The organism is Cryobacterium sp. PH31-L1 (assembly GCF_030063145.1).
Lineage (GTDB): Bacteria > Actinomycetota > Actinomycetes > Actinomycetales > Microbacteriaceae > Cryobacterium.
The window spans coordinates 264,527-287,224 of record NZ_JASISM010000002.1 but is presented as its reverse complement, the minus strand read 5'-3'; the positions used below and the strand labels follow the sequence as shown (position 1 = coordinate 287,224).

Genomic DNA, 22,698 nt, shown 5'->3' with positions numbered 1-22,698 from the left:
GTCAGTGCTCCAGTCGCTTGCCGGTCTCGGGGTCAAACAGGTGAACGGCGTCGCTGGCGAAGGTGATGCGGCATCCGCTATTGGTCGTGAACTGCTCCTCACCGGCGATACGGGCGTAGTGCAGGCCGCGGCTGGCGCCGACCCCCACGTCGACAGTGGCGCCGACCTGCCCGGTCTTGACGCCAACGATGGTTTCGGCACCGAGGTGTTCCACCACGAGGGTGTGCGCCTCGATCGAAAGCAGGTCGCCGCCTGGCGAATCGAGCCCGATCTTCTCGGCCCGCACCCCCAGCGACACCGTCTGCAACCCCAACGCCACAACGGATGCCGCCCAGCCGCCGGAATTCTGCACCGGGACGTCGCCGACATAGAGCAGTCCGTCGCGCACCGTCGCCGCGAAGATGTTCATCGGCGGGGATCCGATGAACCGCGCGACGAATTCGTTGGCGGGAGCGCTGTAGATCTCGGCGGGGGTGCCGTACTGCTGCACGACGCCCTCGTTCATGACGATGATGCGGGTGCCCATGGTCATCGCTTCGACCTGGTCGTGGGTGACGTAGACGAAGGTTTTCTGCACGCGGGCGTGCAGGGCCGAAATTTCGGCGCGCATCTGCATGCGCAGCTTGGCGTCGAGGTTCGACAGCGGTTCGTCAAAGAGGTAGATCGCGGGTTCGCGAATGATCGAGCGGGCCACGGCCACCCGCTGACGTTGGCCGCCGGAGAGTGCTTTCGGGCGGCGCTGGAGGTAGTCGGTGAGCTCGAGCATCTCGGCGGTGCGCTCGATCTTGGCTTTGATGTCGGGGCGTTTCAGCAGCCGGGACCGCATCACCGCACCCACGAATGGCAGATGGTACCACCAACGAAAGTTGTCCATGATGAGCGGAAACGCGATGTTGGCCCGCACGGTCATGTGCGGGTACAGGGCGTAGGACTGGAACACGAACGCAATATTGCGCTGCTTCGGCGTGAGCGTGTTCACGACGTCGTCGCCGAACTTCAGGGTGCCGGAGCTGATGTCGGTGAGCCCGGCCACCATGCGCAGCATGGTGGATTTACCGCAGCCCGATGGGCCGAGCAGGACCAGGAATTCTTTGTCGTCGACCGTGGCGCTGAAGTCGCTGATGACGGTGTTGGCGCCATAGCTCTTGGACAGGGCGTCAAATGTGAGCGATGCCATCGGGGTCAGCCTTTCACAGAGCCGGCGGTGAGGCCGGCGACGATCTTGCGTTGCATAAGAAGGAAGAAAATGGCTGCGGGAATCGTGAAGACGATCGCGCCGCTGAAGACCATGTCGAGCGGGGTGGTGAATTCGCCGATGAAGGACGCGAGCCCGGTGGAGGCGACCCAATTCGCGGTGTCGTGAATGAAGGTGGTCGCGAACAGGTATTCATTCCAGCCGTCGAAGAAGGTGATGACGGCTGCCGCCGCGAGGGAGGGCGCGATCAGCGGGATGAACATGACCTGCAAAATTGTGAGGGCGTTGCAGCCGTCGACCCGCGCGGATTCTTCGATCTCGTAGGGCACCGTGTCCATCGCCGATTTCAGCAGGAACACCGCGACCGGCATGGCGAAGGCCGTGTTCACGAGCACGAGCCCGTAGAGCTCGTTGAGCAGCCCGAGGGTCATGAACATGGAGTAGAGGGGAACGATGAGCAGGGCCTCTGGCAGCATCTGGGTGGCGAAGAAACCGAAGGTCATCAGGCCCTTGCCGACGAACTTGTACCGGGAGAGCGCGTAGGCGGCCAAGCAGGCCAGCAGCAGGCTGAGCATTGTGGTGCCCCCAGCCACCAGGGCGGAGTTGCCGAGCCAGCGGAGAAAGGGCGAGTCGCTCACGAGCACCTGGAAGATGTTCAGTGTTCGGCTGAAGTCGGGGACGATGCGCTGGTTGTTGGCGTAGAGATCACCGACCGGCGTCATGGCCGTGTTGATCATCCAGAATACGGGGAAGCCCGCGAGGATGACGAGCGCGAGGGCGAGCAGTGTGCGCACCCCGATGCTGAGATTGCGCCTGCCGATCATGATTCGATCCCGTTCGCTTTGGTCGCGCGTTGTTCGACGAAGAAGTAGACGACGGTGACGATGAGCGAGAGCAGCAGTCCCAGCACGCCGGCCGCCGCGGCCAGTCCCAGGTTTCCGTTGTTGAAGGCCTGGCGGTACACGTTGATGACGATCGTCGTCGTCGCGTCGACCGGGCCTCCTCCGGTGAGCAGCCAGATGATCTCAAAGCGACGAAACGACCAGATCGTCATGAGCAGGGCGACGACGCGCATGGTGGGCGCAATCTGCGGCAGGACGACCTGCTTGAAGGTGGTGAAGGCATCCGCCCCGTCGACCCGGGTGGCTTCGTAGAGTTCCTCGGGAACGGATTGCAAGGCAGCCAGCACGATGAGCATGACAAAGGGTGCGAGCTTCCAGACCGTGGCGATGACCACGGCGAGCATGCCGTAATTGGGATCGATGAGCCAGCCGACCTGGCCGAGGCCGAGCCCCTGACTGACGTCGCCGGCGATGCCGTTGGTGTCGTTGTAGATCCAGCGAAAGACCAGTGCGAGGGCAACGGTCGGTACCGCCCAGGGCAGCACCATGATGGTGCGGGCGATCGCGCGGCCGGGCAGAAACCCGTTGATGACGAGCGCGGAGGCCGTGCCGAGAACGAGGCAGCCGATCACGGTCGCCGCCGTGTAGATGAGCGTCGTGGAGACGCTCTTCAGGAAGGCACCGCTCGTGATGAGAGCGCTGTAGTTGTCGAAGCCCACGTAGGTACCGGCCGAGGGGTTGAGCAGTTTGCTGTCGGTGAAGCTGAGGTTCACCCCGGTCAGCAGCGGAAACGCCGTGAAGAAGAGCAGGTAGAGCACGGCGAGGCCGATGAAGATATAGGGCGCCGAGCGTACGCGTTTCTTCGTACGAGCGGGCCGCGCCTGGGGCATTACGGAGACCATGCGACTCCTCGAAAAGTCGGGCGGAGAGCGGCCCTGCACGGGTACGGCGGCCAGTGGCCACCGCACCCGTGCAGGCTGTGGCGGGTCTTACTGGGTGAGGGCTTCAGCCTGTTTCTGGGCTGCGCCGAGCGCTTCCTTGGCGGAAATACCCTCGGTGAGCACGCGTTCGATCTGCGTGAGCACGATCGTGCGAATGGCCGAGGTGTCAGCCTCGAATCCGGCGATGATGACGCTGCTGGCGTCGTTGACCTGCTCGTGGAACGCGGCAACCCAGGGGTTGGCGCTCAGCAGTTCGTCGGACGCGGCAACCTCGGTGGCGATGGCCGACGGGAAGAGAGTGTCGGCGAGGCCCTGCTGGGCGTCGTCGGTGAGCATCCACTTGATGAAGTCTTTGGCCGCTTCCTTGTTCTTGGAGTTGGCGTTGACACCGATGGAGAAGCCGGCGTACGCCGAGCCGCCCTCGGGAAAGGGCAGAACGGCCGAACCGATCTTGTCGGCCGGAACCGCGTCGCCGACCAGGGTCATGACGGCCGAGGAGTTGTCGATGGCCATTCCCAGTTCGCCGGCTGCGAACGCCGAGCGGTAGGTGGAGGCGTCCTGGCCTTTACCGAAGCCCGGGGAGTCGTAGACCGACTTGAACGCCTCGACCGCTTCGATGTTCTCGTCCGAGTCGATGGTGAGCTTCTCACCGTCTGACCACTCGCCGCCGTAGCCGAATTCCCAGTTGGATTGGTCGGTCCACCACGGGGTCTCCTCGTTCATCTGGTGGCGAACCGAGAAGCCGGTCTTGCCGGTGGTTTCGGTGATCGTGGCCGCAGCGGTGATCAGTTCGTCGACGGTGGTGGGCGCTTCGATACCGGCAGCGGCGAGGATGTCGGTGTTCCAGAACAGGGAGTAGGGAACGACCTCCCAGACCAGGCCGAGCTGGCTGCCATCGACGGCGTAGTTGTCGTTGATGTTGCGCAAATCGGTTGCTTCGCTGACGACATCGTCGAGCGGTTCGAGCAGGCCGGCATCGGCCAGCTGAGGGAAGTAGGCGTCGGGGATGACGAACACGTCGGGGCCGGCGCCGGCGCCGAACTGCGTGCTGAGGGTCTTTTCGTAGTCGGCGCGAGCGATCTCGACCCTTTCGAGCGTCACGTCGGGGTTCTCGGCCGTGTAGGCGTTGATCGTGTCGAACAGAGCGTCACCGCGGGTGGGCTCCAAAAACTGCCAGGTGGCCACGGACAATGCGCCGGCAGCCGCGGCCGTGTCGGCGGCGTCGTCCGTGCCGCCCGCACAGCCCGAGAGTGCGAGTGCGGCGACCGCTATGACGGCGACTGGGACTGTCTTTTGAACTTTCATGTTTCCTCCTAATGCAGTAGTGCGTGTGCATATATTGCAACGCATGTTGCAGATGCTGTGAACTCAGTATTATTCAGCCCGGAGTCGGGCGGAAGAGCGGCATGTTGCGGGTTTGTAACATTTGCACGCTCTTGTGCGTATATTGCACACTTTTTAGAAGTAGGTGCGCAGCAGACCGACCACGAGGTCGGACTCCCAGTTCTGCACGACGGGGATGCAACGCCATTTGTCGAATGCGGTGCACGGGTGCGACAGCCCGAGCGCCACCACCGAGCCGATAGCGAGCTCCTGCGCCGGGGCCAGCCGCAGAAAACTGTGCTGGTCATTCATCGCGCTGACCGAGGCCCCGGTCAGCGACGTTGCGGCCGCTCCGAGGTCGATCGCGCGCGCCTGGGGTACGGGAAGCCCCTCGTCGTAGGGAAAGTCGCGCTTGCCAGCGTCGAGCAGGGCGAGCTGCGGTTCCGGGCGCGACACCACCCGAGCGAGGCCCCGCATGGCCGGTCGCAGCACGTGCGCCGGGTCGGCGTCGCCCAGCCGCGACGCATCCAGGGGGGATATCCCCCGATAGAAGCCGTCATCGTGGGTGAGATAGGCACCGGAGCGCAGCACGTAACGCGTGTTCGGCACGGGGTTGTCAATGGGATCGAAGACCTCATCAACGAGGTCGAAGAAGGCGCTGCCACCGGCCGTGAGAATGACCTCCTCGTCGTCGTACTCGTCGGCCAGGCTCGTGTGCAGTTCGAGCATCGCTTCGAGATAGTCGCGTACGGCGGCGAGTCCCTGCGCGCTGCGGTCGTGCGCGAGGCAGCCCTCGTAACCCGCGACGCCGGCCAGACGCAGCACGGACGACCGACGGATGCGTTCAGCTACGCCCCGCGCATCGGCCAGCGTGCGCGCGCCCGTGCGCCCGCCCTCGGAGCCGAGCTCTACGCAGACATTGATCGGTCGGGCGAGTTCAACGCCGTCGAGCGCGCGCTCCATGACCTCGACGGTGTCGACGGAGTCTGCCCAGCAGCTGAACGAGAAACTCGGGTCGGCGAGCTGGGCGGCTACGAAGCGTAAGGCGCGGGCATCCGTCAGGGCGTTGGCGAGCATGATCGAGTCGAAGCCGAAGTCGCGGGCCACGCGTACTTGGCCAGCCGTGGCGAGGGTGATGCCGAAGGAGCCGGTGTCGAGCTGGCGCTGCCAGAGGTCGGGTGCCATGGTGGTCTTGCCGTGGGGCATGAGAGAGAAACCGTGGCGCGAAGTCCAGTCGGCCATGACGCCGAGGTTGTGGGCGAGGGCGTCGTCGCTGAGCACGAGGAGCGGGGTCCAGAATTCGGACAGCGTCGGGCGCGTGGCCAGGAACTGCTCAACGGTGAGGCCGGCCGCGCGAGCCGGGAGGCCCTTGTCGCGGGGCGATAGCTGGTGGTTGTCTACTCTGATTTCTGCACCTTACCGATCGAGTTGTTGCATGACGTGCACACGCAGTTGCAATTTCTGTTATCGATTATCTAATCAGAAGCGTCGCCAACTTGCGAGCATGTTGCAGCATTTGCAACAGTGTTGCAATATACGCTCAGATAGTCGACTATGGAGCCATGAGCCAGACCGTGATCACCATTGGCGAGACCATGGTGCTCGTCACGCCCGTTGAGGCCGAGCCGCTGGAGACTGCGAACGCGTTTCGCCTCGATGTCGGCGGTGCCGAGTCGAACGTGGCGTCACACCTGTGCAGTCTGGGCACGCCCAGCGCGTGGGTGAGCCAGCTCGGCGACGACGCCCTCGGCCGCCGGGTAGAACGGCTTCTGCGCGAACGCCAGGTCGATACCGGCTGGGTGCGCCGGGTCGCCTCAGCGCCCACCGGCGCATATTTCAAAGACCCCGGCAACGGCGTGCAGTACTTTCGCGCTGGCTCTGCGGCGTCACTGATGAATGCTGTGACTGTCGCTGAGGTTCCCCTCGAAACTGCCCGACTCGTGCACATGTCTGGCATCACCGAGGCACTGTCGGCGAGCTGTGCCGAGCTGGTCGCGGCCGTCATCGCTCGGGTTGCCGCCGCGCCAACACTGCTGAGCTTCGACGTGAACTATCGCGGCGCCCTGTGGAGCGTGGCCGAGGCCGCTCCCGCGCTCGCGCGCTCGGCCAGCGGCGCCGACATTGTTTTCGTCGGCCTCGATGAGGCTCACACCCTCTGGGACACGCGCACCCCCGACGACGTTCGAACGAAGCTGCCCCACGTGCCATACCTGATCGTGAAAGACGGTGACGTCGGCGCGACCGAGTACTCCCCCGCGGGAACCGTGTTCGTTCCGGCTACTCCGACGGCCGTCGTCGAGGCGGTCGGGGCCGGTGACGCCTTCGCCGCCGGGTACCTGCATTCCTTCTTGCAGGGCCAGGGCAGCGCCGAGCGCCTGCAGGCCGGGCATGACCGTGCCGTGCTGGTTTTGCAATCGACGAGTGACTTTCTGCACATCCACTGACCGCTTTTGAGAGGCACACATGACCGCACTATCGAATGACTCGCTCAGCCCCCTGCTCGACGGCCAGCCATTGATGGCCATCCTCCGCGGCTTCGGCGTTGAGCGCAGCCTGGAGCTGGCACAGAAGGCCTGGGATCTCGGCATCGACTGCGTCGAGCTGCCGATTCAGTCCAGCCGCGACATCGACGCGCTTCGTGCGGTCGTGGCGGCCGGGGCAGACCGCGGCAAATCGGTCGGGGCCGGAACCGTCGTGACTCTCGAACACGTACGCCAGGCCCACGAAGCTGGGGCCGCCTTCACGGTGAGCCCCGGCTACGACCCGCTCATTGTACGCGCCTCGTTCGATGCCGGCATGCCACCCCTGCCGGGCGTGGCCACCGCTTCGGAGGTGCAGGCCGCCCTCGCGTCCGGCCTGACCTGGCTCAAGGCCTTTCCGGCCAGCCTGCTCGGGCCGACCTGGTTCACCGCAATGGCCGGTCCGTTTCCGCAGGCCAAATTCGTGGCGACCGGCGGCATGGACGCCTCGAACGCCTCACTCTTTCTCGCCAACGGCGTGCGCACCGTGGCCGTGGGCTCGGCCCTGGGCGACCCGGCCCAGCTGGAGCTGCTCGCTGCCATCGCCCATGCTTGATTACCTGACGGCCAAGCTCGCCTACGAGGTGGACGTGCTCGATGCCGCCGCCGGGCTGGACTCGGGAGAATACGTTCTCGTGGACACGCGCATGCAGGCATCGTGGGACCACGGGCATGCCCTGGGCGCAATTCGGCTGCAGGATGCCATTCCGGCCGGGCGAACCGTGGTCGTCTACGGCTGGGGTCCGGGCTGTAACGGCGCCACCCAAGCGGCCGCTGCGCTCATCGCGCAGGGCCATTCGGTGCGGGAAATGATCGGTGGGTTCGAGTACTGGTACCGTTCAGGGCTCGCCGTCGAAACGGCCACCGGCATCATCCATCCGCCGGTGGACCCGCTGGTCGGGGCGGCGGGCGTGGCGCTCTAGCTGCGCGGGGCTCAGCCGTAGAGCAGATCCTGCCGCACCGCGTCGGCCCAGTGTGGCACCTCGAAGGCGGCGCGGTCATTCCACGCCCCCGCGGTGATTTCGTCGAACGCTCCGCGGTGGCCGAACAGCTTCTCCAGCGGTGTCGCCGTACTCTCACCCGGCAGGGACAGGTGGGTGCGCTCCGACAGCATTCCCGGGTGGATCTCCTCGACCGCGGCGAGCAGGCGCACCCCGGTGTGCACCGGGCGGAATGCCTGCGCATCGGTCACGTGCAGGATGATGCCCGTACACGCCTCGCCGGCCCAGTCCCGCACCCACGGGGTGAAACCGTATTCGAGTGCGCTCACCCCGGCAAGGTCGAGTTGCGCCATGCGGTCGGCCAGGGCCGCTCCGTCGAGCCAGGGCGCGCCGATCACCCGGAACGGCACGGCCGTACTGCGTCCTTCCGCCAGGTTGACGCCCTCAGCAAGACAGGTTCCCGGGTAGAGCAGAGCGGTCGCGGCGGAGGGCATGTTCAGCGACGGCGGCATCCACGGTCGATCCATCGCCCAGGTCGGTTCCGCACGGTCCCAGCCCTCGACGGACACGACCTCGAGGTCGACGGCGATGCCACGCGCGCGCACCCAGTGGCGTGCCGCCTCACCGATGGTGAGGGAATGGCGGATCGGCATCGACCACCGGCCGACGAGCGAGTGGCAGTCCTCATCGAGCATGGGGCCCTCGGACTGCGCCAGAGAGCCGCCGAGCGGGTTCGGCCGGTCGGCGATCACGACCGCGACGTTCGCCTCGGCGCAGGCCTCGAGCAGGTGGCTGAGCGTCCAGATGTAGGTGTAAAAACGACTGCCGACGTCGGGCAGGTCGACCAGCACGATATCGAGGCCGTCGAGATCGGCGGGTGTCGGACGCACCCGATCGCCGTAAAGACTCACGACCGGGATGCCCGTGGCCGGGTCACGCCCGCTCGTCACGACGGCTCCCTCGCTCGCGCGACCGCTCAACCCATGCTCAGGGCCGAAGAACCGCTCCACAGGGAATCCGCTGGCCACGATGGCGTCGCGCGCGCGGCGGGCATCCGCTGTGATGGCGAGGTCGTTGGTCAGGTAGCCGAGCCGTGCGGACTTCAGTCGGGCCACGAGTGGCGCGGGCGTTCCGGCGATGAGCCTGTCGATGCCGTTATGCACTGGTGGCCTTTCGTTCGTGTGGTCAGTTGACGCGATGGCCCTGCACGGCCCGGTAGGTGAGCTCGAGTTTGGTAGACGTACTGTCGTAGTTGCGTTGCGCAATGCGCACGAGCAAAAAGTCGATCACCGCCAACTGCGCCATGCGGCTCGACATTGCGCCGGCCCGGAACGGGGTGTCGCTGGCCGAGGTCGCGAGCAGAAGATCAACCCGGGTGGCCAGCGGCGCGTTCGGGGCGTTTGAGATCGCGGCGGTCATGGCCCCAGTGCCGGCTGCGACATCCATCGTCTGCAGAAGCTCGAGCGTGCGGCCGGAGTGCGAGATGCCGATCGCGACATCCGCTTCAGTGAGCAGCGCAGCACTGGTGAGCGCGATGTGGTGGTCACTCCAGCACTGGGCGAAGAGGCCGATGCGGTGAAGTTTCTGCTGCAGGTCCATGCCGGAAAGCGCACTGGACCCGAAGCCGTAGATGTCGATGCGGCGAGCGCCCGAAATGCGCTCGGCGAGGGTGTCGAGGGCCACGAGATCGATGTCACGCGCGGTCTGATCGATGGCCGACGACTCCTGAAACGCGATCTTGCGCACGGTCGTCTCGGCGTCATCGAGGGGCCCGACCTCGCCGTCACCCACCTGAAAGCGCTCACGCCCGGCCGTCGCGCGGTCGACATCGACGGCGATGGCCAGGCGAAACTCCGCATAGCCCGCAAACCCCAGCGTGCGGGCGAAACGGGCCAGGGAGGCCACGGAGACCTCGCACACTGCGGCGACCTGGGTGATGGAAGCCCCGACCACCGCGCTCGGATCGTCCAGGACGTGCGCGGCGATCCGCTGCTCGGTGGGAGTCAGCTCGGCCAATCGTTGGTGCATCGCCGTCAGGGTGTTTGAAGACATGCGCGCTTCGCTTTCTCGCGGATACAGCGGATTTGTTGCTCCATCTTGGCACGGAATATTTCAATACTGTAAATAATTTACAGGGCAGACTAAAGTTCTGATACTTTTTCTCATACCGCAGGCAGAAGACTCGGCTCGGCGGTTACCATTTCAGCGAACGGACAGTATGCACACGGCAAACCTGCCACGGACCGAGCGTCGCCATCCGGCGTCGATGCACCTCGATCGGCTCGAATCGATCGATATCCTGCGTCTCTTGAACGACGCCGACGCGGAGGTCGCCGCCGCCGTTCGGGTGGCACTGCCGGCAATGGCCCGCCTCGTCGACGCGGGCGAAGTCACCCTCGCCCATGGCGGAACGATCGCCTACTTCGGCGCCGGCACCTCTGGCCGACTCGCGGTACTCGACGCAGCCGAGCTCATCCCGACCTTCGATCTCGAACCGGGCCGGGTCGTGGCTCACATCGCGGGAGGCCGCGACGCACTGCTGAGCGCCGTCGAGGGATCAGAAGATTCCGAAGAGCAGGGCGCCATCGCCGCGGCGACTCTCGGCGCGGGCGATGTCGCCATCGGCGTCACCGCCTCCGGTACGACGCCCTACGTTCGGGGCGCGCTGCGGTCTGCGCGGGAGCGGGGCATCACGACCGCGCTCGTCACGAGCAACCCGCAATCGCCGCTCGCTGTGTTCGCCGACATTGTCATCGTCGCCGACACCGGGCCGGAGATTCTCACCGGCTCAACCCGGCTCAAGGCCGGGACGGCCGCGAAGTTCGTGCTGAACGGCTTTTCCACCGCGGTTATGGTGCGTCGCGGTCGGGCCTACTCCAACCTCATGGTCTCGCTCGTCGCCTCCAACGTGAAACTGCGTCACCGCTCGGTACGCATCCTCGCCCAGGCGCTCGATCTCGGCCTGGCTGCCGCGGCCGATCTGCTGACAGAGAGCGACGGCGAGGTCAAGACGGCGCTCGTGCGCCATCTCGGCGCGGTCAAGGTTCCCCACGCTCGCGAGCTTTTGCGCGCGAGCGACAACAACATACGCGAGGCACTCCGCCTCGCCGCACTCGAAGAACCACAGAAAGGAACGTCATGAAGAAGAGAACACTCATGCTCGTCGCGGGGCTGTCGGCCAGCGCACTCGCGCTCGCCGGCTGCGCGCCGGGGGATGCCGGCAACGACGCCGGTGGCGACTCGACCACTCTGAAAGTCTGGTCCTGGCAGGCAGCGAGCTCAGCCGACTGGGAGCGCATCTTCGACGTCTACGAAGCCGCCAACCCCGGCGTCACGGTGGAATTCGAAGGTTTCCAGGCCACCGAATACAACCAGCTGCTCTCCACCGGTCTCGCCGGGCGGGACGGCCCCGATGTCGCAATGATCCGCGCCTACGGTGGAGCCCAAGGCCCGATCCAGGCCGGCCAGCTCGCGCCGATCGACGATGTCGTCGATGGCCTGGATCTGTTCGAACCGACCGTGCTGCAGGCTGCGCAGGGCCGGGAGGACGGCGTCACCTACGGCGTGCCGTTCGCGTACCAAACCATGCACATGTTCTACAACAAGGACATCTTCGACGCGAACGACCTCGAAGAGCCCAAGACCTGGGACGAGTTCATTCAGTTGCAGGACGACCTGCTCGCCGCAGACATCACCCCCATGGCGCTCGGCGCCCGCGAAGACTGGGTGCTGCCCATGTTCCACGACCTGATCGGTTCGGCGCGCTACGGCGGATCCGAGTTCGGCGCCGAGGTTCAGGCCGGCACGACCGACTTCACCAACCCCGACTACGTCGCGTCGCTGGCGCTCGTGCAGCAGATGCAGCAGTACTTCGATCCGAACGTGAGCGCCATCGCGGTAGCGGATGCCACGCTGCAGTTCACCGCCGGACAGGCCGCGCAGTGGCCGGGCGGTTCGTTCGATCTCAAGGTGTTCCAGGACTCCGCACCCGACACCGAGTGGGGCGTCTACCAGGTGCCGCCGGCTCCCGGCTCGGTGTTGCCCGCGGCGGTGACCCCGTCGTACGCCGACGGCAGCTTCGGCATCAACGCCGCGAGCGACAAGCAGGAACCGGCGACCGACCTGCTCAACTGGATGACCACGGTGGAATTCGGCCAGCTGGTCGGGGATGAGCTCAAGCAGTTCTCCCCACTTGCCGGCGTCAAGTATTCCGACCCGCTCATGCAGGAGATGAACGATCTGTACCTCGCGAACCCGTCTCCCTACCTGCTGCTGGTTGACTTTCGCTACGGCGACCCGACCGGAACTGCGGTACTCGGCCCGGACATCCAGGCCATGTTCCTCGGTCAGAAGACACCGGAGCAGCTCGCCGCGGATCTGCAGGCGGGAATCTCCACCTGGTTCACTCCCGGCTCCTGACATCACGTGGTGGGGGCTTCGGCCCCGACCACGCTCGCCCTTTCCCCTTCTGCTGAGGAGAATTCGTATGGCCATCGCCCTCCCGCCGCGTCGCCCGCGGCTTGTCCGCACGGCCAGTCACGCCGGCGTGCACATGAGATTCGGGTCGACCCTCGTCTTCGTGTTGCCGGCACTGCTGCTGTTCGGCGTGCTGATCCTCTACCCGATGCTCGCGGCGCTGAGCTACTCGTTCTTCGGGTGGCAGGGCACGAGCCGTGACGACTTCGTCGGGTTTGGCAACTACATCACTCTGCTCACGCGTGAGCCGTACGCCAGCGAGCTCTGGGGTGGGTTCTCGCACAACATTCTGCTGTTCGTTGGCGCGTTCATCTTTCAGAATTCGCTCGGTCTTGGCATTGCGACGCTGCTGCACAAGCGCAAGCGCAGCAAACGGTTCTTTCAGACCATCTTCGCCCTGCCCTACCTGGTGAGCCCCATGGTGATCGGGTATCTGTGGTCGCTCATGCTCTCGCCGCTGTTCGGGCCGGTCAACGCGATCCTCCGCGGGGTCGGTCTTGAAGGCCTCGCACTGCCCTGGCTCGGCGATCCCACCCTCGCGATCTGGGTGGTCGTGTTCGTGACGGCCTGGCAGTGGCTCGGCTTTCCGATTTTGCTCTACGGCGCTGCGATTGCTGGCATCCCCGAGGAGATCAGCGAGGCGGTCTCGCTCGACGGGGCATCCGCTTTTCAGCGTTTTCGCTACGTGACGCTGCCGCTGCTCACCCCGAGCATCGGGATCATCACCGTGTTGACCTTCATCGGTTCCATGGAGGCGATGGCGATCCCGTTCGCTCTCGGCGGTTCGTCCGGAAGCCCGGCCGGCGCGACCGACGTGATGATGCTGCTCTTTTATCGCACCGCCTTCGAATCGGGAAACCCCAACTCCGTCGGTATCTCGTCTGCTCTGGCCACGGTTCTGTTTATTTTCATTCTCGCGATCTCCGTGGGCATCACCCGCGTGATCCGCCGCGCTGAGAGAAAGTTGTACTGATGACAACCTCACTCGCCGAGAAGACGGCCGTGACAGCGGATGCCGCGCCCCCGCAGCCCCCGCGCGATCGCGACCGTCGCAAGGGTCGCAACCACCGCGAGGAAGGTCCGCTCGCCGGTCGTATTGCCGCGAACGTCTTTCTGTGGGGCTACGCGATCGTCGCGATCTGGCCGTTGCTGCTCATGGTCTCGAATGCCCTGCGCACCCAGCAGCAGATCGCCAGCGAGCCGCTCGGCCTGCCGATTCCGCTGAACTTCACCTCGTTCCAGGAGGCCTGGGTTACGGCGTCGTTCGAGACCTACTTCGTCAACTCGGTGGTGGTCACCGTAGGGTCGGTGCTGCTGTCGACCGTGGTGTCGGTGATGGCCGCCTACGCGTTCGCCCGCACCCGCAGTCGCTTCTTTCACGGGATCGAGGCGCTGTTTCTCTCCGGGCTCATGCTGCCGGTGCACTTGGCGATTCTGCCCCTGTTCTTCATGCTCGACCAGCTGCGCATGACGAGTAACATTTTCAGTCTGATTCTCGTTTACGGCGCACTGGGCATCCCGTTCAGCACCTTCGTGCTCGCCGTGTTCTTTCGCCAGCTTCCGCTGGAGCTGGAAGAGGCGGCCCGGCTCGACGGTGCCGGCCCGTTCCGCGCCTTCTGGAGCGTTATGCTGCCGCTCGTGCGCCCCGCACTCGCAACGGTTATCGTCTTTCGGTTTGTGCCGATCTGGAACGATTTCTTCTACCCCCTGATCCTGATGCGTGACCGGGACAGCTATACCCTGCCGGTCGGGCTCACCCGGTTCTTCGGCGAATACTCCACCGACTGGCCGCAGCTCTTCGCCGGGCTCACGATCGCCACAATTCCCCTGGTGATCGTGTTTCTCCTGGCCACCAAGCAGATTATCTCCGGTCTGACCTCCGGCATGAGCAAATGAGCAGCGCGGGCAGCGGATGCGATCGCTCACGATGTTCCGCCGGGTTTCTCCCGTGACCGCTTCGTTCGCCTCCGAGGGGTGGTCGGCGCTGGCATCCGCCGTGCGCACGCCGTCGGGCCAGGTGCACCGCGAGCTGGTCGGCACGACGGATGGCTCCGAGCCCCTGACGAAGGACCACCTGTTCGATCTCGCGTCGCTCACGAAAGTGTTCACCGCCATCGCCGTGCACGCCGCCATCGACGATGGACTGCTCGGCCTCGACCAGCCGATCGCCGAGATCGTGAACGTTGCCGCCGTGCGCGGGGGCGTCACCGCGCACCATCTGCTCACCCACACGGCAGGGCTGCGTGCGGGTTCGGTGGCCTGGCGCACGGGAGCCAACGGAGATACCGTGCTCGCCGACGTACTCGATGTTGCTCCCCTCGCGCCGCCGGGCGCCGTTCACGAGTACTCGTGCCTGGGTTTCATCGTGCTGGGGATCGTACTCGAGAACCTGCATTCCCAGCCGCTCGACCGCATCGTGCTCGAGCGTGTGGCGGCACCTCTCGGGGCGACGACGCTCTGCTGGGGACCGATTTCGCCGGCGGCAGCGGTCGCGACCGAGCATCAGCCGCTGCGCGGAAGACTTCGAGGCTCGATCCACGACGAGCTCGCCGCCTCAATCGGGCGACCGGTCGGCAATACCGGGCTGTTCGGCACCCTCGACGATGTCGAGGCTCTCGCCACGGCGATCGCCTCGCGGAAGGTGCCGTTGAGCTCTCGCGCGTTCGCACTGCTGACGACACCCGACCCCGCCGCTGAGGCCTCGGGAACACAGGCTCACGGACTCCGCGTTGGCCTACCGACGTTTGCGAGATCGCCCACGCTCGTCGGCCACACCGGGTTCACCGGAACGTCGTTCGTGGCGGATACTACGACCGGCGCTTATGCGGTGTTGCTCACGAACCGGGTGCACGCGGGCCGTGCGGGAACGTCGGTCGAGGCGCGCCGCCTCGCGCTCTCCCATGAGATTGGCGACGAGGGGTGAGTCTTGGCAGGGTTTTAGACTGAGCGCCGGCGGGCGCTCACCGTGGCGGCCATCACGAGGCCGGCGAAAACAGGCTATCCCGCCGACGACGGATGCGGAACGGCCAGCTCCCGCGGACATCCCCCTTCGCTACGACCAGCCTGGGCACCGGCACGAGAAGCCCTCCCGCACTACTCCGCGCGGTGCAGCAACGACAGGTCGATGATGACGACCGCGTCGCGGGCATCGCGGGACAGGCGATCCTGCGCCTTTTTGAAGCGGGCATCGGCGGCCGCCTTCTCCTCCGCGGTCATCGATCCGGTGTCTTCCACGGGGGCCTGGCTCAGGTACAGCGCGGCCCTCGCGCACAGGTATCGGGCGTTGCCGCGGTCGAGCACCAGCTCGATGGAGTCCTTTGCAGCTCCCGTCGCCGACGGCCCGGTCTCTCCCCAGTAGACCGACCGCCCGGCGGCGCCCTCAACGTGTTTGCTGACCAGCGAGTCTCGGCACCAATCCAGCGTCGTTCCGCCCGCCCCGGCGTCAACGGTCTTCACGTCGAGCAGCATCTTCTCGTTGGCCTTCAGCGACGTGCTCGAGGCGTCAGCCGACACTCGCACGCTGCCGTCGGCGGCAATCGTCGCGGTGAGGTTGACGATCGGCTGGTCCCGCAGCGCGAGGCTCTCCGCGCCGATCCAGACCATCCACGAGACACCAATCAACAACAACACCGCGCCCAGGGCCGCTCCAATGCGAGTCAGCAACGTGCGTTTCCAGAGCGCGCCGATAAACGGCAGCGCCCCACCCAGCAGCACCACCACAATCGCCCACGGAAACAGCTGGGATTGATTGCGAATGAGCCGCCCCAGAACGTCACCCTGAATGCCGATGGCCGCCAGCACGGCGAGGGCGAGCGTGATGGAACCGTAGAGCGCGACGCGCGCCGAGACGGGCAGGTCGCCGTCAGTCGGCTTCGCTGCGGCTTTCGTCAACTCGGCATCGAGCTCGGCGGGTTCGCCCGCGGCTTTCTCCCGCGCCACGACTTTCGACCTGCGCGAGACACGAGTCATCAGATCGCCGTTCTGTCGGGTGCGTTCAGCTGCCCGAACCCTACCTCCCGGCCACCCCGACGGCTAGGTCGGCCTGCGGCATTCCGCTGGCCCGGCAGACAGCGGATGCGGCTCCCCGCGCTCCGCAAATACGCTCCCGTCCGCCGATGCGGCGCCCCATGCCTACGAAATGCGGCTACTCCCGCAACGCCCCCGCCTGCGCCCGGTACCACTCCACCGTCGAGCGCAGCCGGTCTTCGAGCCCAATCGACGAGGTCCACCCGGCCGCAGCCAGCTTCGACACGTCGAGCAGCTTCTGCGGGGTGCCGTCGGGCTTCGACGCATCCCACTGGGTAGCGCCAGTGAACCCGACCACCTCGGCAATGGCCTCCGCAATCTCGCGAATCGTCACATCGCGCCCGGTGCCCACGTTCACCTGTTCCGGCCCGTCGTAGTGCTCCAGCAGATGCAGGCAAGCGGATGCCATGTCGTCGACATGCAGAAACTCCCGCCGTGGCGTGCCGGTTCCCCAGTTCGTCACCGAGGCGGCGCCCGCCGCCTCGGCGTCACCGAAGCTGCGACTGAAGTGACGCATGGAAACCAGGGGCGGCGCCGGCGTACTGGTGGTCTCAAGCATTTTGAGTCCTTTGCGTGATTGTCGCTCGTGTCTGTTTGGTTCGGGTGAGACGCTGCACGAAACTCATTTGGTCGACGATGCCCACCTGGGCGTTGAGCTTGCGTTCGATCCCGGCCTGGATGAAGGTCCAGATGGTGGTCAACGCCAGGTAGTAGATGGCGGTGACGATGAAGATCTCAAACGTGCGGAACGTGGCCGAGCTGATGGCCTGCGCCACCAGAAAGACTTCGGCCACACCGATGATGCTCAGAATGGACGTCGCCTTCATGAGGCCGTTGAAGATATTGGGCACCCGACCGCGGAACCGTCGTGCTGGGGCCGGGCAACACTCCCAAGGGCAACGTTCTGGCGTCAGGCTCGACGTCGACCAGTCCGAGCTGATCGACATGATGGACGTGCGCGCCTGTATCGAACCCCGGTGGCGGCCCGGGCGGCGCGGCGCGCGACCCGGCTCGACGTCGTGCAATTGCAGCAACTCATTGCCGAGATGAGCATGGATCTGAGCATCACCGAGTTCGCCAAACTCGACCGGCAATTTCACCGCGCCATCGCGCAGTACGCCTACATCCCGCTCTTGCTGCGCCTCCTCGATCGCGTGAGCGAGATCATCGAGTACAGCCGCAAAGACCGCCTGCTCCCCCGTTCGCGGCATCGTTCCTCGATCAAAGAGCACAAAGAAAAATCGTCGACGCCATCGCGGCCGGAGATGAGGAGGCCGCCTGCCGCGCCTCCCGGGCACACATTCGGTCCGTGCAGGACCGGTTGGTTGCTCTGGGTGCCCGCGATCGCGATGAGGCCTCCAACCGCTGAGCAACCGTGCTTGACAACACGAAGTCCTCCCGCTCGCCGCCAAAGAACAGGAACCAGGCGAGCAGCCCCGTTGCGTACATGCCGCCGCGTCTTGCAAGGCGTTGTCGTGGTGGAACGCCACTAGTCGCACGGCGAGCCAAGTCACAAGCGGCACCAACTAGAACAACCCCTGCTCGGGCACGCCCCGATATGCGGCCGTGGTGACGGCCATTCAGCGCGATAATTTATCCAAACACGACGCGTCACCGGAGCGAGAAAATGCACGCAATTGACTTGGAAGTTTCCTCCGTCTTGGCGCAGTGGGTGGGCGCTGTAGCGGCTGTCGGCGCGGTGGTGGTGGCTATTGTTTTTGGCTATCTGACGCTGGCGACCACCCGCCGGTCGAAGGACGCCCAGGAGCGCTCCGCTATCACGGCGGTGACCGACTCGAACGAGCAAGGTATTGACTCCTTGATGTTCAATGCAAACCGGCAAAGTTGGCCAATTCAGCGCACCAATGCAGGGACTTTCACGCTGATGAACAACAGCACTCTGCCGTTCTATGACGTTCGAATAGAAGGACTGACCGATCTCGACAAGCGCCGGCTGACCGTCAACTCTCCTCAGCCGCTGATGCTGGAAGCAGGCGCCCGACTGGAATTCAGCCTGGTGTCCCGGCTGACGCTCTCGGGGCCTGCCAACCTAGTTCTGACCTACGCGATCGATCCGGGTGGTACTCAGCGAATTCGCAAGGTTCTGCTTGTGCCCGCAACCTGACGCGCGATGGGTTATCACTAGTCCTCAACGACAAAACGTCGGACGCGCGAGTGCCTTAACGGAGCCCACCAGCCCTCGATACCCCTCAATGGGGAAAACCCACTCCCGTAGGATTAGAAGCACTGGCTACCTGCCATAAAGCACACACACTCGGGGGAGGTGACCGCATTTGACGAACACAACACGAACGCCAAAGCGGATCAAGCCACCCCAGGACTGGCACGCCACCTATTCCGCCCGCCTCACCCTCAGCGACGTGGTCGTACTCATCTGGGTGGTCTTCGGCGTGCAGATCGCCTGGTTCGGCTTCGATAGCGCCAACCTCGCCGTGCGCTCCAGCGACCTGGCCGTTTCGTACACCTCGGTATCGGTCATCCTCATCGCCAGCTGGATGGCCGCACTCAGCATTTATGGCACCCGCACCGACCGCGTACTCGGTACCGGATTCGACGAGTACAAGCTGATCACCGGTGCCTCTATCCGGCTCTTCGGCCTGCTCGCCATCGTCGCGTACCTGTTCAAGATCGACGTGGCGCGCGGCTACATTTTGCTCGCCTTCCCCCTCGGCATCGCCGTGCTCGTGTTCTCCCGGTGGATGTGGCGGCAGTGGCTGGTCGCCCAGCGCTCCCACGGCCGATACACCTCTCGGGTCATTCTGATCGGCACCGAGGAATCCTCCGCGCACATCGCCCGCGAACTGTCTACTCGCCTCGGCGCCGGCTACCTCGTGGTCGGCGCGTGTGTCACGGCGGGCCCCGTCACCCCCCACCTGCCCGGCAGCACCATCCCCGTGCTGGGCGGCATCGACGACGTGCACACCGCCCTGGATTCGCTCGGCGCTGATACCGTCATCATCACCAGCAGTGACGACATCTCCCCCACCCGCATGCGCGAATTGAGTTGGAGCCTCGAGCCCGGCCGCCACCACCTCATTATGGTGCCGCGCCTCATCGACGTCGGCGGCCCGCGCATCCACACCCGCCCCGTCTCCGGCCTGCCGCTCATCCACGTCGAAACCCCTCGCTACGAAGGCCACACCCACTTCACCAAGCGTGCCTTCGACATCGTTGGTTCGGCCGCGCTCATCGTGGTGCTCTCCCCCGTGCTCGCAGTCATCGCCCTCGCCGTGCGCCTCAGCGGCCCCGGCGGCGTGCTGTTTCGCCAACAACGCGTCGGCCACAACGGCCACCGCTTTCAGATGCTTAAATTTCGATCAATGATAGTGGATGCCGAGGCTCGCCTGGCCACCCTGCAAGACGCTCCCCGCATGGTCGGCAACACCGTCATGTTCAAGATGCAGCATGACCCCCGCGTCACCCGCGTCGGCCGGTTTCTGCGCAGCTACAGCCTCGACGAGCTGCCCCAGCTGTTCAACGTGCTGCGCGGATCAATGTCACTCGTCGGCCCGCGCCCGCCGCTCGAGACCGAGGTCAGAGAATACGAGTCGCACGTGCACCGCCGCTTTCTAGTCAAGCCCGGCATCACCGGACTCTGGCAGGTCAGTGGGCGCTCCAACCTCACCTGGGACGAAACCGTACGCCTCGACCTCTACTACGTCGAGAACTGGTCCCTCGTCGGCGACCTCGTCATTCTCTGGCGCACGGCAAAGGCTGTGCTGGCCCGAGACGGCTCCTTCTAAACGGATGCCGCGCGTCGCACTGCGACGCCAATTTGCTGCGCCCCAACTTCACCGCGGCGGAGTCCGAGTATATGTGGCCAGAGCCACCATCCAATCTCGTCGGCCGCTATTGAGCGCGGGGGCTCGTGCTAGAGCCCGTCCTTCACGTCAGCGTGCCTCTCACAAACAGTCCAAACCCACACCGGTCGCTGCGCCTTCCTTCATCATCATCCCAACAGCCGGCCCGGCGGCTGACTGGACACGTCACAAGAAAGAATGTTCACACGGAAGAGGTATGCAGCGAACCACTTGGCACTTGGCACGCATAGCTACTTCCGAAACATTCCAGTCCGCAGCACCACATCCCTGAGCACCCTTAGGTCTTGTCGACGAAGACCGAGAAAGCTCCAAATCGGCATATCAAAGACAAGTTTCATCCAAAGAAGGTTGAGCCCTCCTGCTACGACATTGCCTCCAAAAGTCGCCCACGCTGCTCCGGCGGCTCCAAGCGCTGGTACGAGCGCAACAATAAGGACGACGTTCACGGCGAGCCCCACTGAAATCGACCAGCTGCGAAGGTCCGGCCGCTGCCTCGCATTCAAACCAGCGCCAGCAACGGAGCCTGGATTTCCCGCGGCGATCCCAAGCGCTAATATTCCAATAACCGAAATTGAAGAGGTGAATGCGCTGCCAAAGAATACGGGAATTAGCCAAATAGAGAGTGCAAAAATTACAGCGGCCGCAAAGCCGGTTACAACAGTGGAAATACGGCCAGCCGACTGTATGCGTAGATTATTGGATTCCGCTGACTCGACAGAAAAAACGACATCCCGAACAGCAGAGTTAAATACCATAGTTAACTCGGCGACCGTTACGGCAACTGCATAGATCCCCAAAGCACCGGCTCCGGCCAACGGAAGGATGAGGATCTGGTCGAGGCGCGAAAGCAATGATCCAGCCAACGAGCCAACCCAGACCTTGAGCCCGTAAGGGATAAGCGACCGGTAAAAGCTCAGAGTCGACTCGGACTGTAATTTCGTGCCAATCATCGGCACATATGCCAGGGCGCCCATAAGTGGCGTTATTGCCAATGCAATTGTCGCAGACTGGATATCCAGGATATTGGCAAAACTAAGCGACAGAATGAGAATTAATCGTGATGCCGAACCAACGATCCGCTCGGTTGCAACAAGCCACCAGCGCAAGTTGCCAATTGCTATCGCCCGCATGGAAGCCAGGAACAAAGAAGGAACAACCGTCAATGCGGATATTCGTATCAGCTTGATTACATCTTCATTTCCTGCTGAAAGCAGGGGGGCAACCAAATATAGTAACACCGTGGCGCTGAAACCAAATACGGCCATCACCCCAAAAGAGGGCCAAATCTGATTCCTTGACAACCGCTTCTTAGCAGCAAAAAATGTCAATGCCTCCGGTATGCCTAAAGTTACGAGACTAATCGCAAGAAGTAGGGGTGCCGCGCCCGCCGCTACCTCTCCTCGGCCGATTACGCCAAGATCACGCGCCAAAGTAGGCGCCGTAATTAGCCCCGCCAGAGGAGGGAAAAGATTACTGAAGGTAGACACTGAGACACCGCGAAGGAGACTACTCATGTCCTCCACCAACTACAATGTAAAGGCTCTCCAACTCCTTCGACAAACGATTGATATCAAATTCCGCTTCTACTCTACGGCGGCCTTCTTTACCAAATGACTTTCGTAAGTCCGGACGCTTCAGAAGGCGGCTGATATTGTCTGAAAGACCCTGGATATCACCTTCATCGGAAAGAAAGCCAGTCACGTCTTCTAAAACGGATTCAGGGACGCCCCCGTGCCTATACGCGATTACGGGAAGCTGCGCAAGAGCTGCCTCAAGAAAAACCATTCCGAACCCCTCGGAATCACCGTTCGCCGCGGCTTTTGAAGGGCCAACAAAAATCGAGCATTCTGCGAATATCCCGCGTATCTCGTCTGGCTTCATCGATCCAAGGAATTCAATTTGCGCCAAACTCGAGGAGGAGACCATCTCCAGATCGGATCGCAGGTCCCCGTACCCAACAACCGCGACACGACACGGCTGCAAAGACGTCGGTAGGCGCTGCAGGGCAGCAAGCAGGTCGGACACTCCCTTTTTCTCTGCCAACCGACCTACAAATACAATGTCCCAAGTACTTTTCTGTTTCACTACTAAGTCGGTAATTGGCGTGCCGATGTATCTCACACATGTTTTGGAAGCGCCTATACCCGTTGCCACGGCCCGCCTCTGAATAAACTCTGAAACGCAAATAATTTTCGATGCATATCCAACGGCGAAGGCTTCGCGTCTTGACAACCATGCCCCACCTCGTGCCCGCACTCGGCGTTCGGTTATGTCGTATCCGTGCAGCGTAATTACCAACGGAATTCCGAGGCGCCTCGCCATCGGGGCGATCAATGCAGCATCCGCCAAGAAATGCGCGTGAATAAGATCAATTCCATTCGTTTGCGCGAACTTTTTCACCCGCGATGAAATACCGAGGCTCTTGAAGAGCCGGCGGCAAATCCTGTCTATGAGAGACGAGCCGTACAAGACAACGTCAGAATCTCTTGACAAGTTGGACTTGGATACACTCGAACCGAAGAGTATGACATCAGTGCCGTGACAGCTGTCAACCTGATTTCTTATGAAAGTTTCAGAGGTTGGAAGCACAAAT

Annotated in this window: 21 protein-coding genes and 1 pseudogene; 11 read left to right on the top strand and 11 right to left on the bottom strand. The window is 63.8% G+C overall.

Annotated elements, in window-relative coordinates:
- Nucleotide 1: 1 nt before the first annotated feature.
- From QMF22_RS05700 to QMF22_RS05680, 5 genes are all read right to left on the bottom strand, one after another.
- The gene (locus tag QMF22_RS05700; RefSeq protein ID WP_283451261.1) at nucleotides 2–1,177 is read right to left on the bottom strand and encodes an ABC transporter ATP-binding protein; all 1,176 of its coding nucleotides are present in this window, start codon (nucleotides 1,175–1,177) and stop codon (nucleotides 2–4) included.
- Between the two features lie 5 nt (nucleotides 1,178–1,182).
- Nucleotides 1,183–2,019: a carbohydrate ABC transporter permease gene (locus QMF22_RS05695; RefSeq protein WP_283451259.1), complete on the bottom strand. Its 837-nt coding sequence runs from the start codon at nucleotides 2,017–2,019 to the stop codon at nucleotides 1,183–1,185.
- A complete protein-coding gene (locus QMF22_RS05690) occupies nucleotides 2,016–2,939 on the bottom strand; it encodes a carbohydrate ABC transporter permease (RefSeq protein WP_283451257.1) in 924 nt (307 codons plus the stop codon). Before QMF22_RS05690 ends, QMF22_RS05695 begins: the two co-directional genes overlap by 4 nt.
- An 87-nt stretch (nucleotides 2,940–3,026) precedes the next feature.
- Nucleotides 3,027–4,283, bottom strand: coding sequence for an ABC transporter substrate-binding protein (locus QMF22_RS05685; protein WP_283451255.1), 1,257 nt, complete (start codon nucleotides 4,281–4,283; stop codon nucleotides 3,027–3,029).
- A 153-nt stretch (nucleotides 4,284–4,436) separates the two neighbouring features.
- On the bottom strand, nucleotides 4,437–5,582 hold the full coding sequence (locus QMF22_RS05680) for an alanine racemase (protein WP_283451254.1): 1,146 nt from the start codon (nucleotides 5,580–5,582) through the stop codon (nucleotides 4,437–4,439).
- Between the two features lie 281 nt (nucleotides 5,583–5,863).
- Between QMF22_RS05680 and QMF22_RS05675 the strand changes: the two genes are divergently transcribed.
- The 3 genes from QMF22_RS05675 to QMF22_RS05665 are packed head-to-tail and all read left to right on the top strand — an operon-like array spanning nucleotide 5,864 to nucleotide 7,743.
- Nucleotides 5,864–6,745: a sugar kinase gene (locus QMF22_RS05675; RefSeq protein ID WP_283451253.1), complete on the top strand. Its 882-nt coding sequence runs from the start codon at nucleotides 5,864–5,866 to the stop codon at nucleotides 6,743–6,745.
- A 19-nt stretch (nucleotides 6,746–6,764) separates the two neighbouring features.
- On the top strand, nucleotides 6,765–7,376 hold the full coding sequence (locus QMF22_RS05670; RefSeq protein WP_283451252.1) for a bifunctional 4-hydroxy-2-oxoglutarate aldolase/2-dehydro-3-deoxy-phosphogluconate aldolase: 612 nt from the start codon (nucleotides 6,765–6,767) through the stop codon (nucleotides 7,374–7,376).
- A complete protein-coding gene (locus QMF22_RS05665; RefSeq protein ID WP_283451251.1) occupies nucleotides 7,369–7,743 on the top strand; it encodes a rhodanese-like domain-containing protein in 375 nt (124 codons plus the stop codon). The genes QMF22_RS05670 and QMF22_RS05665 overlap by 8 nt, the downstream gene beginning before the upstream one ends.
- 11 nt (nucleotides 7,744–7,754) lie before the next feature.
- On the opposite strand, the gene QMF22_RS05660 is transcribed toward QMF22_RS05665, so the two are convergent.
- A complete protein-coding gene (locus tag QMF22_RS05660; RefSeq protein ID WP_283451250.1) occupies nucleotides 7,755–8,924 on the bottom strand; it encodes an exo-beta-N-acetylmuramidase NamZ family protein in 1,170 nt (389 codons plus the stop codon).
- Nucleotides 8,925–8,946: 22 nt separating this feature from the next.
- Nucleotides 8,947–9,813 carry a MurR/RpiR family transcriptional regulator gene (locus QMF22_RS05655; RefSeq protein WP_283451249.1) on the bottom strand — a complete coding sequence of 289 codons (867 nt, stop codon included), beginning with the start codon at nucleotides 9,811–9,813 and terminating at the stop codon, nucleotides 8,947–8,949.
- 166 nt (nucleotides 9,814–9,979) lie between these two features.
- On the opposite strand from QMF22_RS05655, the gene QMF22_RS05650 reads away from it, so the two are divergent.
- The 5 genes from QMF22_RS05650 to QMF22_RS05630 all read left to right on the top strand — a co-directional run bounded on the left by QMF22_RS05650 (nucleotide 9,980) and on the right by QMF22_RS05630 (nucleotide 15,160).
- The gene (locus QMF22_RS05650; protein ID WP_283451247.1) at nucleotides 9,980–10,903 is read left to right on the top strand and encodes an N-acetylmuramic acid 6-phosphate etherase; all 924 of its coding nucleotides are present in this window, start codon (nucleotides 9,980–9,982) and stop codon (nucleotides 10,901–10,903) included.
- Nucleotides 10,900–12,180 (top strand): ABC transporter substrate-binding protein, encoded by a 1,281-nt coding sequence (locus QMF22_RS05645; protein WP_283451244.1) that lies wholly within the window; start codon nucleotides 10,900–10,902, stop codon nucleotides 12,178–12,180. The genes QMF22_RS05650 and QMF22_RS05645 overlap by 4 nt, the downstream gene beginning before the upstream one ends.
- 67 nt (nucleotides 12,181–12,247) lie before the next feature.
- The gene (locus QMF22_RS05640) at nucleotides 12,248–13,210 is read left to right on the top strand and encodes a carbohydrate ABC transporter permease (RefSeq protein WP_283451242.1); all 963 of its coding nucleotides are present in this window, start codon (nucleotides 12,248–12,250) and stop codon (nucleotides 13,208–13,210) included.
- The gene (locus QMF22_RS05635; protein WP_283451240.1) at nucleotides 13,210–14,133 is read left to right on the top strand and encodes a carbohydrate ABC transporter permease; all 924 of its coding nucleotides are present in this window, start codon (nucleotides 13,210–13,212) and stop codon (nucleotides 14,131–14,133) included. Before QMF22_RS05640 ends, QMF22_RS05635 begins: the two co-directional genes overlap by 1 nt.
- Nucleotides 14,134–14,185: 52 nt before the next feature.
- The gene (locus QMF22_RS05630; RefSeq protein WP_283451238.1) at nucleotides 14,186–15,160 is read left to right on the top strand and encodes a serine hydrolase domain-containing protein; all 975 of its coding nucleotides are present in this window, start codon (nucleotides 14,186–14,188) and stop codon (nucleotides 15,158–15,160) included.
- A gap of 170 nt (nucleotides 15,161–15,330) precedes the next feature.
- Here the strand turns inward: QMF22_RS05630 and QMF22_RS05625 are convergent, their stop codons facing one another.
- Nucleotides 15,331–16,206, bottom strand: a complete 876-nt coding sequence (locus QMF22_RS05625; RefSeq protein WP_283451237.1) for a hypothetical protein — start codon at nucleotides 16,204–16,206, stop codon at nucleotides 15,331–15,333.
- Between the two features lie 175 nt (nucleotides 16,207–16,381).
- A pseudogene (locus QMF22_RS05620) lies at nucleotides 16,382–16,765 on the bottom strand (NAD-dependent epimerase/dehydratase family protein); the annotation flags it as partial.
- Between the two features lie 13 nt (nucleotides 16,766–16,778).
- Between QMF22_RS05620 and QMF22_RS17455 the strand changes: the two are divergent.
- From QMF22_RS17455 to QMF22_RS05605, 3 genes are all read left to right on the top strand, one after another.
- Nucleotides 16,779–17,756 carry an FCD domain-containing protein gene (locus tag QMF22_RS17455; protein ID WP_502846908.1) on the top strand — a complete coding sequence of 326 codons (978 nt, stop codon included), beginning with the start codon at nucleotides 16,779–16,781 and terminating at the stop codon, nucleotides 17,754–17,756.
- Between the two features lie 134 nt (nucleotides 17,757–17,890).
- Entirely contained in the window at nucleotides 17,891–18,388 is a 498-nt protein-coding gene (locus tag QMF22_RS05610) for a hypothetical protein (protein WP_283451233.1), read from the top strand.
- 169 nt (nucleotides 18,389–18,557) lie between these two features.
- Nucleotides 18,558–20,027, top strand: coding sequence for a sugar transferase (locus QMF22_RS05605; protein ID WP_283451231.1), 1,470 nt, complete (start codon nucleotides 18,558–18,560; stop codon nucleotides 20,025–20,027).
- Between the two features lie 308 nt (nucleotides 20,028–20,335).
- Here QMF22_RS05605 and QMF22_RS05600 read toward each other — a convergent pair whose 3' ends face one another.
- A complete protein-coding gene (locus tag QMF22_RS05600) occupies nucleotides 20,336–21,619 on the bottom strand; it encodes an oligosaccharide flippase family protein (RefSeq protein ID WP_283451229.1) in 1,284 nt (427 codons plus the stop codon).
- Nucleotides 21,612–22,694 (bottom strand): glycosyltransferase, encoded by a 1,083-nt coding sequence (locus QMF22_RS05595; RefSeq protein ID WP_283451650.1) that lies wholly within the window; start codon nucleotides 22,692–22,694, stop codon nucleotides 21,612–21,614. The genes QMF22_RS05600 and QMF22_RS05595 overlap by 8 nt, the downstream gene beginning before the upstream one ends.
- Between the last annotated feature and the right edge of the window lie 4 nt (nucleotides 22,695–22,698).

Coding starts and splice junctions, on each gene's coding strand:
- QMF22_RS05700 (WP_283451261.1), bottom strand. CDS start 1,177: ATGGCATCGCTCACATTTGACGCCCTGTCCAAGAGCTATGGCGCCAAC.
- QMF22_RS05695 (WP_283451259.1), bottom strand. CDS start 2,019: ATGATCGGCAGGCGCAATCTCAGCATCGGGGTGCGCACACTGCTCGCC.
- QMF22_RS05690 (WP_283451257.1), bottom strand. CDS start 2,939: ATGGTCTCCGTAATGCCCCAGGCGCGGCCCGCTCGTACGAAGAAACGC.
- QMF22_RS05685 (WP_283451255.1), bottom strand. CDS start 4,283: ATGAAAGTTCAAAAGACAGTCCCAGTCGCCGTCATAGCGGTCGCCGCA.
- QMF22_RS05675 (WP_283451253.1), top strand. CDS start 5,864: ATGAGCCAGACCGTGATCACCATTGGCGAGACCATGGTGCTCGTCACG.
- QMF22_RS05670 (WP_283451252.1), top strand. CDS start 6,765: ATGACCGCACTATCGAATGACTCGCTCAGCCCCCTGCTCGACGGCCAG.
- QMF22_RS05665 (WP_283451251.1), top strand. CDS start 7,369: ATGCTTGATTACCTGACGGCCAAGCTCGCCTACGAGGTGGACGTGCTC.
- QMF22_RS05655 (WP_283451249.1), bottom strand. CDS start 9,813: ATGTCTTCAAACACCCTGACGGCGATGCACCAACGATTGGCCGAGCTG.
- QMF22_RS05650 (WP_283451247.1), top strand. CDS start 9,980: ATGCACACGGCAAACCTGCCACGGACCGAGCGTCGCCATCCGGCGTCG.
- QMF22_RS05645 (WP_283451244.1), top strand. CDS start 10,900: ATGAAGAAGAGAACACTCATGCTCGTCGCGGGGCTGTCGGCCAGCGCA.
- QMF22_RS05640 (WP_283451242.1), top strand. CDS start 12,248: ATGGCCATCGCCCTCCCGCCGCGTCGCCCGCGGCTTGTCCGCACGGCC.
- QMF22_RS05635 (WP_283451240.1), top strand. CDS start 13,210: ATGACAACCTCACTCGCCGAGAAGACGGCCGTGACAGCGGATGCCGCG.
- QMF22_RS05625 (WP_283451237.1), bottom strand. CDS start 16,206: ATGACTCGTGTCTCGCGCAGGTCGAAAGTCGTGGCGCGGGAGAAAGCC.
- QMF22_RS17455 (WP_502846908.1), top strand. CDS start 16,779: ATGGAAACCAGGGGCGGCGCCGGCGTACTGGTGGTCTCAAGCATTTTG.
- QMF22_RS05610 (WP_283451233.1), top strand. CDS start 17,891: ATGCACGCAATTGACTTGGAAGTTTCCTCCGTCTTGGCGCAGTGGGTG.
- QMF22_RS05600 (WP_283451229.1), bottom strand. CDS start 21,619: ATGAGTAGTCTCCTTCGCGGTGTCTCAGTGTCTACCTTCAGTAATCTT.